Origin of the sequence: Sutcliffiella rhizosphaerae, assembly GCF_917563925.1 — a bacterium.
In the GTDB taxonomy this organism is placed as follows: Bacteria; Bacillota; Bacilli; order Bacillales; family Bacillaceae_I; genus Sutcliffiella_A; species Sutcliffiella_A rhizosphaerae.
Window position 1 is genome coordinate 132,232 of the sequence record NZ_CAKJTJ010000008.1, and the last position, 14,741, is coordinate 146,972.

Annotated in this window: 15 protein-coding genes and 1 riboswitch; of the genes, 2 read left to right on the forward strand and 13 right to left on the reverse strand. The window is 39.9% G+C overall.

Annotated features, from left to right (window positions below; translation table 11 throughout):
• Nucleotides 1-658: 658 nt before the first annotated feature.
• From LRP81_RS09850 to LRP81_RS09875, 6 genes are all read right to left on the reverse strand, one after another.
• A complete protein-coding gene (locus LRP81_RS09850; RefSeq protein ID WP_230501104.1) occupies nt 659-2,797 on the reverse strand; it encodes a LuxR C-terminal-related transcriptional regulator in 2,139 nt (712 codons plus the stop codon).
• Nucleotides 2,788-3,027: a hypothetical protein gene (locus tag LRP81_RS09855; protein ID WP_230501105.1), complete on the reverse strand. Its 240-nt coding sequence runs from the start codon at nt 3,025-3,027 to the stop codon at nt 2,788-2,790. The genes LRP81_RS09850 and LRP81_RS09855 overlap by 10 nt, the downstream gene beginning before the upstream one ends.
• A 403-nt stretch (nt 3,028-3,430) precedes the next feature.
• Nucleotides 3,431-4,420 (reverse strand): aliphatic sulfonate ABC transporter substrate-binding protein, encoded by a 990-nt coding sequence (locus LRP81_RS09860; protein ID WP_230501106.1) that lies wholly within the window; start codon nt 4,418-4,420, stop codon nt 3,431-3,433.
• Nucleotides 4,417-5,142 (reverse strand): ATP-binding cassette domain-containing protein, encoded by a 726-nt coding sequence (locus tag LRP81_RS09865; protein WP_230501107.1) that lies wholly within the window; start codon nt 5,140-5,142, stop codon nt 4,417-4,419. Before LRP81_RS09865 ends, LRP81_RS09860 begins: the two co-directional genes overlap by 4 nt.
• Entirely contained in the window at nt 5,142-5,963 is an 822-nt protein-coding gene (locus tag LRP81_RS09870; RefSeq protein ID WP_230501108.1) for an ABC transporter permease subunit, read from the reverse strand. Before LRP81_RS09870 ends, LRP81_RS09865 begins: the two co-directional genes overlap by 1 nt.
• Before the next feature lie 14 nt (nt 5,964-5,977).
• On the reverse strand, nt 5,978-6,547 hold the full coding sequence (locus LRP81_RS09875; RefSeq protein WP_230501109.1) for a carboxymuconolactone decarboxylase family protein: 570 nt from the start codon (nt 6,545-6,547) through the stop codon (nt 5,978-5,980).
• 90 nt (nt 6,548-6,637) lie between these two features.
• A riboswitch (SAM riboswitch) is annotated at nt 6,638-6,743 on the reverse strand.
• Nucleotides 6,744-7,065: 322 nt separating this feature from the next.
• Between LRP81_RS09875 and LRP81_RS09880 the strand changes: the two genes are divergently transcribed.
• On the forward strand, nt 7,066-7,884 hold the full coding sequence (locus tag LRP81_RS09880) for a nuclease-related domain-containing protein (protein ID WP_230501110.1): 819 nt from the start codon (nt 7,066-7,068) through the stop codon (nt 7,882-7,884).
• 35 nt (nt 7,885-7,919) lie between these two features.
• Entirely contained in the window at nt 7,920-8,195 is a 276-nt protein-coding gene (locus LRP81_RS09885; RefSeq protein WP_230501111.1) for a hypothetical protein, read from the forward strand.
• Between the two features lie 123 nt (nt 8,196-8,318).
• Here the strand turns inward: LRP81_RS09885 and LRP81_RS09890 are convergent, their stop codons facing one another.
• Genes LRP81_RS09890 through LRP81_RS09920 form a run of 7 tightly spaced genes read right to left on the reverse strand, consistent with a single transcriptional unit; the run spans nt 8,319 to nt 14,512 of the window.
• Nucleotides 8,319-8,819, reverse strand: coding sequence for a hypothetical protein (locus tag LRP81_RS09890; RefSeq protein ID WP_230501112.1), 501 nt, complete (start codon nt 8,817-8,819; stop codon nt 8,319-8,321).
• 7 nt (nt 8,820-8,826) lie between these two features.
• Nucleotides 8,827-9,462: a flavin reductase family protein gene (locus LRP81_RS09895; RefSeq protein ID WP_230501113.1), complete on the reverse strand. Its 636-nt coding sequence runs from the start codon at nt 9,460-9,462 to the stop codon at nt 8,827-8,829.
• Between the two features lie 25 nt (nt 9,463-9,487).
• Nucleotides 9,488-10,996: a sodium:solute symporter family protein gene (locus LRP81_RS09900; RefSeq protein WP_230501114.1), complete on the reverse strand. Its 1,509-nt coding sequence runs from the start codon at nt 10,994-10,996 to the stop codon at nt 9,488-9,490.
• Nucleotides 10,993-11,256, reverse strand: coding sequence for a hypothetical protein (locus LRP81_RS09905; protein WP_230501115.1), 264 nt, complete (start codon nt 11,254-11,256; stop codon nt 10,993-10,995). Before LRP81_RS09905 ends, LRP81_RS09900 begins: the two co-directional genes overlap by 4 nt.
• 11 nt (nt 11,257-11,267) lie before the next feature.
• Nucleotides 11,268-11,876, reverse strand: coding sequence for a 3-isopropylmalate dehydratase small subunit (gene leuD / locus LRP81_RS09910; protein ID WP_230501116.1), 609 nt, complete (start codon nt 11,874-11,876; stop codon nt 11,268-11,270).
• Nucleotides 11,873-13,297 (reverse strand): 3-isopropylmalate dehydratase large subunit, encoded by a 1,425-nt coding sequence (gene leuC, locus LRP81_RS09915; RefSeq protein WP_230501117.1) that lies wholly within the window; start codon nt 13,295-13,297, stop codon nt 11,873-11,875. The genes leuD and leuC overlap by 4 nt, the downstream gene beginning before the upstream one ends.
• A gap of 12 nt (nt 13,298-13,309) precedes the next feature.
• Nucleotides 13,310-14,512 (reverse strand): CaiB/BaiF CoA transferase family protein, encoded by a 1,203-nt coding sequence (locus LRP81_RS09920; RefSeq protein ID WP_230501118.1) that lies wholly within the window; start codon nt 14,510-14,512, stop codon nt 13,310-13,312.
• Nucleotides 14,513-14,741: the final 229 nt, after the last annotated feature.

The following is a 14,741-nucleotide window of genomic DNA, read 5'->3' on the forward strand; positions in this document are numbered from 1 at the left end:
AAAATGGAAGTATTATTTTTGCGGAACATAAAAAAGTCCTATAGAACCTGGAGGCTTTTAGAGAATGGAATTAATCGTGTCCTAAGAACTAATTGTTCAAATGGAAGCAGGTAAAAAATACTACCTATATCAACTACTAGAATTAGCTTTGCTAAGTTGGTGGCCACCCTCTATATTGCATTTGTCTAATTTTGTCGCATTTCTATCATCACGTATATAAAGCTAATTTCCTATCACCTTACCTTCTCATTTTCATAATTCAAAAGAATCATCTATATAGGAATAAACTCCTATTACGAAAAAGCCAAATAAGTTAGACACTACTTTGACTCTTTGACTTTCTTACAAGTAAAAGAGGCTGGGACAAAACTAAAGAACACAAACAAAAAGACGAACAATATAATGGCCGACAATAAATACCGCTATTGATTTCCGTGCAAGACTTCGCTTTCCTCGGGTGACCCGCGAGCCTCCTCGGCTTCGCCTGCGGGGTCTCACATTGGCCACTTCTCCCGCAGGAGTCTACGTCTTGCCCTCCAATCAACCGCTAGTGTAATCAAAAAGCATATTTTTATACTAAAAAACCGAACATATTTGATCAATCACTCAAATAAGTTCGGTTTTGTCTTATGCTAATACATTTTTGTCCCAGCCCCTTCTAATTATCAATAGGGGAATAGCCCATTTTATATATTTTTGCGATTGCTTGTGACCGATCACTAACACCTAACTTATGCAGGATTTTGGTCATATGATTTTTGACTGTATGATCACTAATAAATAATTCAGAGGCAATTTCTAGATTGCTATAGCCCTTTAGGACTAAGTGTAATACATCCACCTCCCTTTTTGATAAGTTTAATTCTGATTTTAAAAATTCCGTTCCCTGCTCAATAGCCAAAGGTTTCTCTTTTCTTTCAGAGTTAATGAGGACTGTACGTTTCAAAACTTTATGTTGTTTAATATATTGGAGAAAACTTTCTCTCACTTCTTTGGAAATAGCAGCCTCTTCTTGTACAAACTTCATGTTTTCATTTTGTTGAACATATAGATAAATAAGTGCTAGGATTTCACTTTCTCTTTTCCTTGCGGCTTCTACGACATCATTATTATCTATTAGTTGCTTGAAAGTTGATAGGACATCTAGAAGCTCCTTATCTTTAATATAGTCCCGAAGAAAGTTTACGTCATATTCTAGTAAGTAATTTGCCCTGCTCATTAGTTGATATGTATCCCTGTTATAATATTTACTAAATTGTTGGAGATGAATCCTCCGCTTGGAAAGCTGCTCGTACTTTTTTTCATCAAGCTGTCTCATCATTCTTTGCAGCATTTCTATTTTACCATCATCTCCATCTATTTCTTTGTCTTTTTCCAATAGGTACATGGAGATGCTCCCTACTACTGACAAGCTCGATAAGAATGATTCGTATCTTTTGAATTCACCTTTAGGAGGTAGACCTATACAAAAAACACCATAGAGCTTTTTATTAAATAACAGCGGGAACTCTAACACATTCCCCCATTTTGTATGGGCAATTAAAGACTCCACTTCATCGGGAATAATTTCTTTATTGTAAAAATACCGTTCCGCCACTTCTGTGCAGTATGAATGCAATCTTTCACTGGTCAACCCTCTTGCCACAACCCCAATGGCAGAATCCTCTTTATCAGGTTTTCCTACAATACATGAGAATGGAGCACGGATGAAATTAATGCTAATATCCAGCATTATATTAAGAACTTGTTTGATATCCTCTACAGAGGTGAGAATTTTAAAGATTTCATTAAATGCCGTCAATTTAAATAAATAGCTTTCTAAATTATTGTTAATCGCATTAGCAGTGAGCTGGAAACTGATAACCTCAGAAAAAAGTTTCGTATACACATAGACTACTTTTTCATCTAGTTCCTCTTTAAAGCTTCCACCAAAATAAACCCCTTTTATCGCATTATTTTCATAAATGGGCATACAAAAAAGACTTCTTATGTGTATTCCCATCTCAACAAGTAAAAGTGACCTTGGATCGTTACGGACATCGTTCCAAAATAAATATTTTTGGGTGATAAACGCTTGACCAATAAACCCTTCGCCATGATAAAAAGAACGGCCTTCTAAATGTTCTGTATTATCACCTTGAATACTATCAATTACATATTGATCACTATTTTCCGTGCTTTCCAGCGCAATCCCACTAAAATCCAAGCCACTGTTCGGGATACTGTCCTTTATTTGTTGAATCGTTGTACTTGAAAATTGTCTTATTTTTTCAAGGCCATTTGATAATCCTGCAACAAAGTTGGTGCTTAAGTTTTTTTCATTGAGAAGCTCCAAAAAAGTGGATACGGTTCTCGTAAACTTTTTTACAACTTCTACTTTCTCTTTCTTTTTACGTTCCCCATAGTCGGGGACAGATTGAAGCGCTTTTTTGAAAACCTCTGGGTTGCGGAGAGTTTCAATATATCGAAGGGCATATTCCCGAGCATTGGCTTCAATTAAATACCCCGCCAATATAAAATACATCGGCTTTTTCCTTACAATAATAGGTGATACTATTATTTTCCCACCAAAATTCGCATCCAGGATACTTGTCTTTTTTATGTTCCTTAGTGGGTGAATAAAGCTTTGAAGATTACTTCTCGGTCCTGACCGGTAGAAGAAAAGTTTAGAAAATTCATCTTGCACAGAAAGCTCCGTAATAAAGTTACCTTCTCTATCAACAATGACCATCATTAATTTAGCCAAGCTTGAATAAGCTTCTTGTACATCCTGAAGATAATTTACATCTAATTCCATATTAAACCCTCATTACTATCCATCAACGTATGCTGAATATAGCGGTAAATGGTTTGAATGTCCACACTAACAACTTCAAGAAGCTTATACGCCCGACCAATTTCCATATAGGTAGCTACAGTTTGGACGAAGTCATTAAAAAAACCTTCTAATCTCTTACCTATAATAAAAGAGACTTTGAAGGAAGCTATACATCTTATTTGTGGTGGATCTAATTGGAGAAAAACCATACTATTACCCCCTCCTATACAAGCAGAAAAACTGGAATAGATGGAGGACTTTCACCTACAGTTTTGCTCCAAAAATTCTCCATGACCATAGATGCCCCTGATTTACTCTACAAAAACTAATTATACTATTCCATATATCAAAAGCTGTTTTTTTGCTTGCTTTATAGCTTTTATTTTCTACATATCTTGTTTACGGTATTATAATCTATTAGATGATTTGTGGGGACAGGAACTTTTTCCTATTTTGGCGGGTCGTGGGTCGTAGGGACAGTCCCCTTGACCCAACTCACCTATTCATACCTTTTATCATACTTTGGCTAGATTTCTTAGTGGGGGGAGGAGAGGGCGGATGGGGAGCGGGAGCGTGGCGAGAGAGCTTCCCCTCGCCACACAACTACTGCATTTATTCAAGTCCTTCTGGAAGCCAGTTCGGGTTAGCTTCTACCGAGTCGGAAATTTGGATAGCGTTGGGGAAAAGCTCTATTTTATAGAAAGTGTCTGCCAAATCTTGTTGGACCTTAGTTGCGTTTTCGTCGACCTTCAATACCCCAAAATCCCTTCGTTCATTTGCTGTTACCAGAGGTTTTTCATCAAGGCTGAGCTCTTCTGCAAGAATTTTTGCGACTTCTGTTTTGTTTTCATTCGCCCACTGATTGGACTCCTCCAATTCCTCTAAAATTATTTTTACGAGGTCCGGATTTTCATCCAAAATTTCTTGTGAACCGAAATAGAAAGTGCGGTTATCTGTTAAGTTTTCACCATTTACAATCGTTGTCGTATCGAATAAACTCTCCACTATGGATAGATATGGGTCCCATGTTCCTAGTACATCAATTTTATCTGATGAAAAGGCGGCAGATCCTTCTGCAGCATCTGCATAGTAAACAACATCGACATCACTTTCTTCCATCCCTTCTTTCTCAAGAGCTTTTAATAGAAGATAATGCATATTTCCACCTTTCGTTACGCCAATTGTCTTCCCTTTTAAATCTTGAACGGTCGTCAAACCGGAGTCCGATTTGGCAACGAGAGCTACTCCTTTAGGATATGGTGTTTCTGATGCAGCGTATTGAATTGGTTTGCCACCAGCTTGTGAAAAGACACTGTTCGCATCGGATGCATGACCAAAGTCGATGTGACCAGCATGTAATGCCTCTAGCAGCGCAGTTCCAATCGCAAAGACTTTCCACTCCACTTCATAGCCCTCTTCCTTCAACCTTTCATCCAAATTTCCTCTAGCTTTTAAAATGTTCAACGTATTTCCTTTCTGATAACCAACGATCACCTTTCCCTTTTCGCCGCTAGTTGAACCTCCAGCACTACCTGTATTTCCACATGCCGTCACAACCAAAAGACTCGCAATGACAACAAATGTCCAGATGAATTTCTTCATGCTGACTCTCCTCCTTTTTTCTCCAGTATTCTATCAAGAATCATTGTTTCATATTCAGTAAACTTGGAATCTCTTGCTCTTGGTCGTGGTAAGTCCACTCTCACATCTAATGCGATTCCACCATCTTCAATTAAAATAACCCGATCTGCCAGTATAATGGCTTCCCCTACATCATGGGTGACCAATATGGACGTGAACCCTTGTTGTTTCCACAATTCCTCTATTAATTGCTGCATTTCAATTCGTGTCAACGCATCCAAAGCACCAAGCGGTTCATCAAAAAGAATCAGCTTTGGATCACCAGCTAATGCCCTCGCCAGGGATACCCGCTGCTTTTGCCCTCCTGATAGAACACCTGGCCACTCATCACTTTTATCTAAAAGCCCGACATTACTCAACGCCGCCTCCGCTTTGGCTCGATCTGAATTTCCGACTCTCACATTCGTCAGAACGTCCTTCCACGGCAGCAGTCTGGCATCCTGGAACATCATTCTTGTTGTGTCCTGCACACCTTTAACTGGAATACTGTTGAAGGAGATGTCTCCTCCCGAAACACTTTCCAATCCAGCAATAGTACGCAATAAGGTACTTTTTCCACAACCGCTTTTTCCGACAATGGCAAGAAACTCCCCTGCCCCTACGTGAAGGTCGATGTTTTCAAGTACTTGTAAGGTCCCAAAGCTTTTATCTAATTTTTCAATCGTAATTTCTACTCCACTCACTATAACGCTCTCCTTTTAAGTTTGCGTGATGACCGCTTCCTCGTCTTGAAAAAATTCGGATGCCATTGTAGCCATCTGCGCTCAAGCAAAGTGGCAACATAATCAGATAGCTTTCCTAATAAGGCGTAAAGAATGATGCTTAAAATGACAATATCCATTTGAACAAATTCCCTAGCAGAGGTTGCCATATACCCAATACCAGAATCTGAACCAATTGTTTCTGCCACAATTAAGGACATCCACATAATCCCTAGTGCATACCTTACTCCTACTAAAATAGAAGGCAATGCACCCGGGAGGATAATATTCGTAAACAGCTGGAAAGGCTTCAGACGATAGATTCGTCCCATTTCGAGCAAACCTTTATCCACATTTTTGATTCCGTGAAAAGTATTGAGGTAAATAGGAAACGCCACTCCAAGGGCAACAAGAAATATCTTAGCCTCCTCCCCAATTCCATACCAAATGATTACGAGTGGGATCAAAGCCAAATGGGGAATGGTCCTGATCATCTGAATGGATGTATCAAACAATCTCTCAAATAGTAGAAACGTGCCATTCAAAAGACCTAGCACAAACCCGATTGTGCCACCAATCAAAAAACCTATTAATGCTCTTCCGGTACTAACCGCTATATAATCAAATAAATCACCAGTCTTTGCTAACCTAATTCCTCCCTCCACCACACTTAAAGGTGTAGGCAGGAAGTTTTTCGCTATATATCCTGCTTGCCCCAGCACCTGCCACACTACAATAAATACAACTGGTACTAGCCAAGGGAGTACATGATTAATTAACCTACTATTCTTTCCTTTCCACATACAAACTCCTCCAGTTATTCAGCAAAAGCTGTCCATACCTCTTCAAGATGTCGTATTGCCGCACCAGCTAATAACGCAGATGCGATTCGACCGCTTTCCTTTATTTCTTCTTGGCTGAGTTCGTTTTGTGTAGCCTGTTCCTTAAAAAGAGATACACTATAGTTGTTTTTTAACGCAATGCTTACAGAAAGCCCAATTAGAATTTTTGTTTTTCTCTCTAGATAAAAGCTTTCTTCATCAATCGGATATCGGAAAAACTCCTCTGCAGCTTTCGACTTACTTTCATAATCACTTCCCTCATCTAGCAGCAATGGATTCGCCTGAATGCTAGCCGAGAGAACCGCAGCTTCCACTAACTCCTCCGCACTGGCCCCTGCACGCTTTGCCTTTTTCGTATGGTAATCCACACAATAACTACATTTGGTAACATGCGTCACTGCAACTGCAACGATTTCCACAGTCTTTGGATCCAACACACTATTTGCCCAAACATCATCCGCAAAGGAACGATATTTTCTGAATGGCTGTGGCACACTTTTATGCACTTCCCCTAAACTTCTACCAATCTGTTGAAACGTTGACATGTCATTCTCCTCCTATTTTTTGTTGATTGCAATAATACAAAAAGACCCTCTTCCAGATAAATAAGAAGAGGGTCTATCACAACAATCCCCTTCTCATCTTCCAGAGCATGCTCTGTTGGAATTAGCACCATTCAATCCTAAGATTGCGGTTGCTGAGGTTTCGTAGGGCCAGACCCTCCACCTCTCTTGATAAGAAAGTAAATCTAATTAAATTAAAAACCAAGATAACAGATAAAATTAATTAGGTTTAACTCTAACAGTAAAAATGAAAATAAACAAGATAAACATTTTACAAGTAGGGCTTTTCTTCTGCTCAACTTTTCAAAAATTTTTCTACTATACCATTCGAAAATAGTCGATATTTCTCGAATGACTTTTAAAACCTATACATTAGTATTTATAAATAAATTAATCAAACGTTTGTTCAAGAATTGTTATATAAAATAAAGTACCAACAAGACAGCTCTTCTGCTTGGAAATGGTATAATTACTAATATCAACCATCGGAGGAGTACCCAGTGTTATTATTTATAAAGTTTTTATTTAAGAAGCATACCGATAACAAAGAAAAGGAAGCCATATCACCTCAAGCAAGTCAAAAACGGTCAAAAGAAGAAGTTGCCAACAGAAAAGGTGAAATTGGAGAGTACAAGATTGATATTCAACTCGATCAACTACCTAAATATTACCGTTACATAAGTGATTTGTTGATTATGAACCCCAAAGCAACATCGGGTTATTCCCAAATCGACCATGTAGTATTAACTCCTTATGGAATCTTTGTCATTGAAACCAAGAACTACCAGGGAACTATTTACGGTGGGAAAGATAGAAAGACTTGGTTTGTAAATGGTAAATTTAAGATGATGAATCCTTTTATTCAGAATTACGGTCATATTAAAGCGTTAGCTTCACTGATTGATGCACGGTATCATAACCGATTTATCTCTATGGTATCTTTTACAAAGCGTGGTACCTTTAAAGTCGATATGGATTATCGAAAAATAGCATCAGATGAACTTATTATCTATGATTTAGAGTTAACCGAATTTATTCAAAGAAAGATTGCAGTTCTCAAGTTACAGCACGAACAACCACTTCTTACCCAACAAGACATTTCACACGTGTACGAGTCATTTTTTTCTGCTAATATTACAGATTTAGATACAAGAGAAAGTCATATTTGGATTTTAAAAACAGAAGGAAACAGAACCAATACCACATCTACATGCATCATATGTCAGAAACCCGTCTCAAATAAGGTAAAATGCTATTGTCTTGCAAACAAGCGCTTAAACGGAAAGAATTATTGCTACGAGCATCAAAAGAACAGTTAAGCTTTTTATTTTCATTAGTTTAGGAGTGAGGGTGAATGGATGTTTTTTTTAGCTTTCTTATCGTGACCATAGCCACTGGATTCATCTCTTACTTTATTTACATTGTTAGTAAAAAGAAGTTTTCAAGACTAATAAAATATATGCCTGCCATAGCCTCGAGTATTGGGACTAGCCTCTTATATATAAAACTAAAATTAAATCTTTATAGCAAAGCACTAGCAGGGATATATGACATCTTAGGAATCATCCTCTTATTTGTTTTTTTGGTTATATTTTTATTGATGGCAATCTTTATGGAATTAAGGGAGTGATATAGAGGGTAATTTTTCTATATTTTGTACCCTTTTGAAACATTTCAATAATGTCTTCATCACCTCTATGAAGGCACTTCCATATAACAATCCATTACAAAATTGTTTTATAGGTAAATTCTATCACTCATCCAGCAAAGCTCGACTAAGTGCCCGGATAACATCATAATGAGAAAAGCGGGCACTTAAAAAGGATTTGTGTGCCCCAAATTTTGAAAAACACAAATTACGGGCACTTAAAAAGGATTTGTGTGCCCCAAATTTTGAAAAACGTAAATTACGGGCACTTAAAAAGGATTTATGTGCCCCAATTTTTGAAAAACGTAAATTACGGGCACTTAAAAAGGATTTATGTGCCCCAATTTTTGAAAAACGTGAATTACGGGCACTTAAAAAGGATTTGTGTGCCCCAATTTTTGAGAAACGTAAATTACGGGCACTTAAAAAGGATTTGTGTGCCCCAATTTTTGAGAAACGTAAATTACGGGCACTTAAAAAGGATTTGTGTGCTCCAAATTTTGAGAAACGTAAATTACGGGTACTTAAATGGGAAAATATATCCTCGGATTGATGCATAAACTTCTCCGTCTTTAAATCCTTCGTAAAAGTGAAATGTAATTCCACCTCCTCCCTACCGCGGCAATCCAAACATATCCTTAATCTCACTATAGTTTCCTGCCAATCTACCAAGTGGCTGAAGTTTATTTAAATCAACTTTATAGTTGCCTAGATAATAGTCATCTTGAATATGGTAGTGGATCATTCGGCCGATGATGAGGTGGTCGGAGCCGAGTTGGATGATTTGTTCTAGTTTGCATTCCATTTGAATTGGTGATTCTAGGATTCGTTTTGGTTTTACTTTGCGACTGTCGACCGGTGTCAACCCGGCAGCTTGGAATTCGTCCACGTGGCTTGGGAGGTTTTCGGCGCTTTTTTGCATTTCGTTCCCGAGTGGGGTGGTGACGATGTTGATGACGAATTCTCCTTGTGAGCGAATGTTGACGAGTGTGTCTTTTTCCGTTCCTTCACGCTCGCCGACACCTGGTCCGATAGAAATACAAAGCATGGGCGGGTTTCTTGAGACAACGGTAAAAAAGCTAAATGGTGCTAGATTGTCTACTCCATCCTCGGATTGTGTAGCGATCCAAGCAATTGGTCTTGGTACTACTGATCCTGTTAGTAATTTGTACACTTCTTGAACTTGTAAGTCTTGTGGATTAAATTCCATCATTCCTGCTCCTTTCAATATTAGAATAGTCCAATCCATGCAGAACATGGAATGGACCTAATAGTTACATTTTTAAATTGGATGGATTTAGATCTTCTTCCACCATTTTATCTCTCGTAAAGGCTGGAACAACATAGCTTCCAACGACACAGATGACAAAGTTCAGACCAAGCCCGATGACACCACCGTGAATGCCGTAAATTGTTTTGTAGCCTGTAAAAGTAAGTGCACCAGCTAAAACTGCTCCTACTAGCATTCCCCAGAATACAGCTCTTCCGTTTAGACGCTTCCAGTAAAGCCCAAGCACAAATGCTGGAAATACTTGAACGAGTAATTCAAACTTCAAGACGAAGATTTCGTAAAGGGTACCAGGAGGATTCCAAGCGATCCAAAGTAGTAGGAATACGACTACCACTCCTGACACTTTTCCGACCAGTACTTTTTTGCGTTCTGTTGCGTTCGGGCGGATAAAGGTTCCATAGACATCCTTTGAAAGAATCGAAGAAAAGCTTAGCAATACTGAATCAGCAGTAGAGATGATAGCAGATACAATCCCTCCAAAGAAGATGACCATCATCCAGTAGTAAAATGGGTTGATGGTTGCTATGGAGTTTGCCATCATTCCGACAAGCTGTTCAGAATCACCTGTTGAAAGACCAGGGTATAGTTTAATTCCGATAATACCGACGATAAATACAAGACCCGTTGTAATTGGCGGCATCCACGCCATACGAGATAAGGATTTCTTTAATGATTTTTCACTTTTGGATGAATAGACTCTTTGGACGGCATGTGGGTACACACTTGCCCCAAGTCCAACAAGGAGTAGCATACTGAACCAGTTGATACTGACGTCTGTGCTCGGAACAGCTACTTTCGCTGGCTCGTTCTCTGCAATATAACGGGTCACGTCGGCAAAGTTCCCGTTTATTAAGTAAAGTCCTCCAATTAAGAAGACAATAATACCTATTAATAGTATTAATCCTTGAATCACATCTGTGTAAACGACTGCCTTTAGCCCACCCATCCACTTATAGGCAAGCATGACGAACACGAAGGCAAGAACGGCAATTTGATAGGGAATTGTTCCGCCAGTCATTCCCGCAATCGCTTGGCCAATTGCAACCAGCTGCTCTAACAAGTAGTTCCCAAGCCCCCATAGCATGAGAAAAATACTAAGCAAGGTGACGCCTTTTGACTTAAATCGATGTGTTAGCCAATCTGTCGGGGTAATAAAATTTCTCCGTTTGGCAATGACATATAGTCTTGGTGCAAACAATAAGTATATTCCAATAATAATCGTCATAAAGGAAATGGATTGTAGCCAAGAGAATCCAGTCCGGTAGGCAGTTGGTGCATAACCTACAATCGTATTTCCACTATATTGAGTAGCATAGAGGGTAAAAAACAATGTAATGAAGCCGAGATTTCTGCCAGCCAAATAGTATCCAGAAAGACTGTCTTGAATTTTGGAATCGCCTCGTCCAGATAAATAACCAACTAAGAGTGTACCAATGGCAAAAACGGATAAAATAATTATTCCATCTATACCTGCAAATGTTAAATCATTCATCGCTTATCCTCCTCTGCCTTGGCTGCCGCCTCTTCCTCGTCCTCCACGATGTTCCACTGATAGATACATAGCCAGCTTAAATACGCACATAACAACAGGGAAAATAGTAAGGAAATAAAAGCCCATAATGGAAAACCTAGAATGATTGGCTCAACGGCATTTTCAGGAAAATACCATGGGACAATACCGAGAAGAATAATTGCAAAAACCACCCATATCCATATTTTTCGAATCGGTTCTTTAATATTTTTATTTGTCATATCGCTACCCCCTACAGGTTCAAGTGATAAAAGACTTTATGCTTACTTTCAAAAGAAGCTATTGATTCTTCAGCTTGCAGTGTAGCGCCCACTTCATCTAATCCTTCTAACAACAGTTTTTTACGATAGGCAGATACTTCAAAAGGTGCGGAATAACCAAGGCCGTCCTCTATTCGTTGATTCCTTAAATCGACCGTTAGTTGATAACCTTTGTACATTTCACTGTTCTGAAAGAGCAATTCCACCGCTTCGTCTGATAGCTTGATAGGAAGAATTCCATTTTTAAAGCAGTTGTTATAAAAAATATCCGCAAAACTTGGCGCTATGATGGCGCGAATACCTTGCTCAGCGATTGCCCATGGCGCATGTTCTCTAGATGAACCGCAGCCAAAATTTTTACGGGTAAGAAGAATGGGAGCATCACGATATGGCTCTTGGTTTAAAACAAAATCCTTTTTTTCTTCGCCATTTTCATAGCGCCACTCATAGAAAAGAAATTCACCAAACCCTGTTCGCTCTATTTTTTTCAAAAATTGTTTCGGGATAATGGCGTCCGTATCAACATTTGCCGCATCAAGCGGGGCAACTATTCCGGTGAACTTTTCAAACTTTCCACTCATACGTTTGCCTCCCTTTCTTCTTTTGACGTCCAATTCCTTACATCGACAAAATGACCGGCAATTGCCGCCGCTGCTGCCATTTCTGGACTAACTAAATGTGTCCTCGCCTTACTTCCCTGTCTTCCTTCGAAATTCCGGTTAGATGTAGAGGCACACCGTTCGCCTGGAAGCACAATATCTTCGTTCATTCCAAGACACATGCTGCAGCCAGCCTCCCGCCATTCAAACCCTGCCTCCTTAAAAATGAGGTCCAGCCCTTCTTTTTCAGCCTGGCTTTTCACAAGCTGCGAGCCTGGGACGACTAAAGCATTTACATGCTTCGCGACTTTGTAACCGCTTACTATTTTCGCCGCCTTTCGTAGATCCTCGATGCGGCTGTTCGTACAGGAACCTATAAATACTTTATCTACTGTGATATCAATAATTGGCGTACCAGGCTGAAGAGCCATATAAGTTAGCGCCTTTTCTATAGATCTTTTTTGTTCAGCTGGCACCTCATCTACTGATGGCACCCTCGCGTTAATGCCTGTCACCTGGCCTGGATTGGTTCCCCAAGTTACTTGCGGCACCACGTCTTTAGCGTCAAAATTCACTGATAAATCAAACACCGCTTCATCGTCGGTAAAAAATTGCTTCCATGCACTTAATGCTTGTTCCCATTCCATCCCTTTTGGTGCATAGGACTTATCTTTTAGATAAGCAAAGGTTTTTTCGTCTGGCTGAATTAAGCCGGCCCTTGCTCCCATTTCGATGCTCATATTACAGACGGTCATTCGCTCCTCCATGGAAAGGCTTCTAATCGCTTCCCCACGATACTCAATCACGTAGCCAGTAGCAAAATCATGACCATATTTGCCAATTAACGCTAAAATTAAGTCTTTGGCGGTGGTTCCTTGGGGGAGTATCCCATTCACGTTTATCTCCAATGTTTTCGATGGATATTGCTTTAAGGTTTGAGTGGCTAACACGTGCTCGACTTCACTTGTACCGATGCCAAATGCCAGCGCTCCAAAAGCTCCGTGTGTAGAAGTGTGGCTGTCCCCACAAACGATTGTTTGTCCTGGCTGGGTAATACCAAGCTCTGGTGCAATGACGTGAACAATTCCTTGATTAGGGCTTTGTAAATCAAATAGCTTAATTCCGAAATCTTGACAATTTTTCACGAGTGCATCTACCTGCTTTTTTGCTATTTCATCTCGAAACGGTAGGTGTCGTTCTTTTGTTGGAATACTATGATCCAACGTTGCAAGCGTCAGGTCCGGTCTTCTCACTTTTCTGTGTTGCATCCGGAGTCCTTCAAATGCCTGCGGGGAGGTCACTTCGTGTATTAGATGCAGATCAATGTATAAAACAGCTGGTTGATCCTCCTCATGATGGACTAAATGATGGTCCCAAATCTTCTCGTACAAGGTCTTTGGCATCGTCAAACCTCCTTATATGATATTTTTCTGCTTTAATTCCTCGAGCCTTTCCTCTTTCCAGCCAAGTAGCTTCTGATACACTTCCTCATTGTGTTTTCCCATATATTCAGAGCCCAAATGCTTAACTTCACCTGGCGTTCTGCTTAATTTCGGAACGATTCCTGGCATCGGAAACTCCCCAATTACCGGGTGTTCATGCTTTAAAATCATATCCCTTGCTTGATAATGTGGATCTTCTAAAATATCCTTTGCCTTATAGATAAGACCGGATGGCACGCCTTTTTCATCGAGAATCTCGAGTGCATCTTTTGCAGGTAATGACTTTGTCCATTCCTCAATCATGGAGTCGAGCAGTTTCATGTTTTCCCCTCTTGCATGATGGGTGGCAAACCTTGGATCCTCCGCCAATTCCGGCTGTCCCATCGCTTCACATAAACGCTGGAAAACACCATCTGCATTGGCTCCAATAACGATATAGGTCTTATCTTTTGTAAAATAAATATTGGATGGCGCCACTCCCGGAAGAATATTTCCCATTCTCTCTCTGACATAGCCCGCGAGCATGTAATCTGGAATAAGACTCTCCATAATGGAGAAAACCGATTCATACAACGCGGTATCCACCACTTGTCCTTTGCCAGAATGACTTCGTTCATGGATCGCAACTAAGCAACCCACTGTCGCAAACAGCGCAGCGAGCGTATCGCCAACCGATACACCAATTCTTGTTGGCGGACGGTCTGGAAAGCCAGTAACATTCCGAAGTCCACCCATCGCTTCCCCAACACTGCCAAACCCAGCCCGGTGTTTATAAGGACCCGTTTGCCCGTAGCCAGAAGTGCGCACCATAATGATCTTCGGGTTGATCTCAGACAGTTCTTCATAGGATAAATTCCACTTTTCCATCGTTCCCGGGCGGAAGTTTTCGAGCACCACGTCTGCTTCCTTCACTAATTCTTTAAGAACTTGCTGTCCTTCTTCTTCCCGCAGGTTTAACGTGATTGATTTTTTATTTCGAGATTGAATGGGCCACCAAAGACCGGCACCTTCTTTGGACTTCCCCCAGTTTCTCATCGGATCTGCTTTACCAGGCGGCTCTACTTTTATTACTTCTGCGCCAAAATCTGCTAGCAATCTTCCGGTGAATGGGCCGGCAATCAATGACCCAAGCTCCAGAACCCGAATATCTTCCAAAGGTAGTCGTTGTTCCGTCATGTTCATTCCTCCTGTCGATTTCTCCTGATTGTCAATTAATAAACTTATAAATCATAATATTCTTATAATTCAACCAACATGTATACAAATTTATAGTGTTTGTATACAATAGTCAACACTTATACTAAAAATCATGTGAAAAAATTACAAATTAACCGCTTACATGCATAATTTTCTGATTATTTATTGATATTATTTTTACGTTTGTATACAATGGTGGGGAGGTGTT

What these genes read in the sequence shown, in the direction of transcription:
- LRP81_RS09875 (WP_230501109.1), bottom strand. Translation starts at nt 6,547, where the DNA reads ATGTCAACGTTTCAACAGATTGGTAGAAGTTTAGGGGAAGTGCATAAA.
- leuD (WP_230501116.1), bottom strand. Translation starts at nt 11,876, where the DNA reads ATGAGTGGAAAGTTTGAAAAGTTCACCGGAATAGTTGCCCCGCTTGAT.
- LRP81_RS09870 (WP_230501108.1), bottom strand. Translation starts at nt 5,963, where the DNA reads ATGTGGAAAGGAAAGAATAGTAGGTTAATTAATCATGTACTCCCTTGG.
- LRP81_RS09885 (WP_230501111.1), top strand. Translation starts at nt 7,920, where the DNA reads ATGGATGTTTTTTTTAGCTTTCTTATCGTGACCATAGCCACTGGATTC.
- LRP81_RS09905 (WP_230501115.1), bottom strand. Translation starts at nt 11,256, where the DNA reads ATGACAAATAAAAATATTAAAGAACCGATTCGAAAAATATGGATATGG.
- LRP81_RS09860 (WP_230501106.1), bottom strand. Translation starts at nt 4,420, where the DNA reads ATGAAGAAATTCATCTGGACATTTGTTGTCATTGCGAGTCTTTTGGTT.
- LRP81_RS09850 (WP_230501104.1), bottom strand. Translation starts at nt 2,797, where the DNA reads ATGGAATTAGATGTAAATTATCTTCAGGATGTACAAGAAGCTTATTCA.
- LRP81_RS09855 (WP_230501105.1), bottom strand. Translation starts at nt 3,027, where the DNA reads ATGGTTTTTCTCCAATTAGATCCACCACAAATAAGATGTATAGCTTCC.
- LRP81_RS09895 (WP_230501113.1), bottom strand. Translation starts at nt 9,462, where the DNA reads ATGGATTGGACTATTCTAATATTGAAAGGAGCAGGAATGATGGAATTT.
- leuC (WP_230501117.1), bottom strand. Translation starts at nt 13,297, where the DNA reads ATGCCAAAGACCTTGTACGAGAAGATTTGGGACCATCATTTAGTCCAT.
- LRP81_RS09900 (WP_230501114.1), bottom strand. Translation starts at nt 10,996, where the DNA reads ATGAATGATTTAACATTTGCAGGTATAGATGGAATAATTATTTTATCC.
- LRP81_RS09920 (WP_230501118.1), bottom strand. Translation starts at nt 14,512, where the DNA reads ATGACGGAACAACGACTACCTTTGGAAGATATTCGGGTTCTGGAGCTT.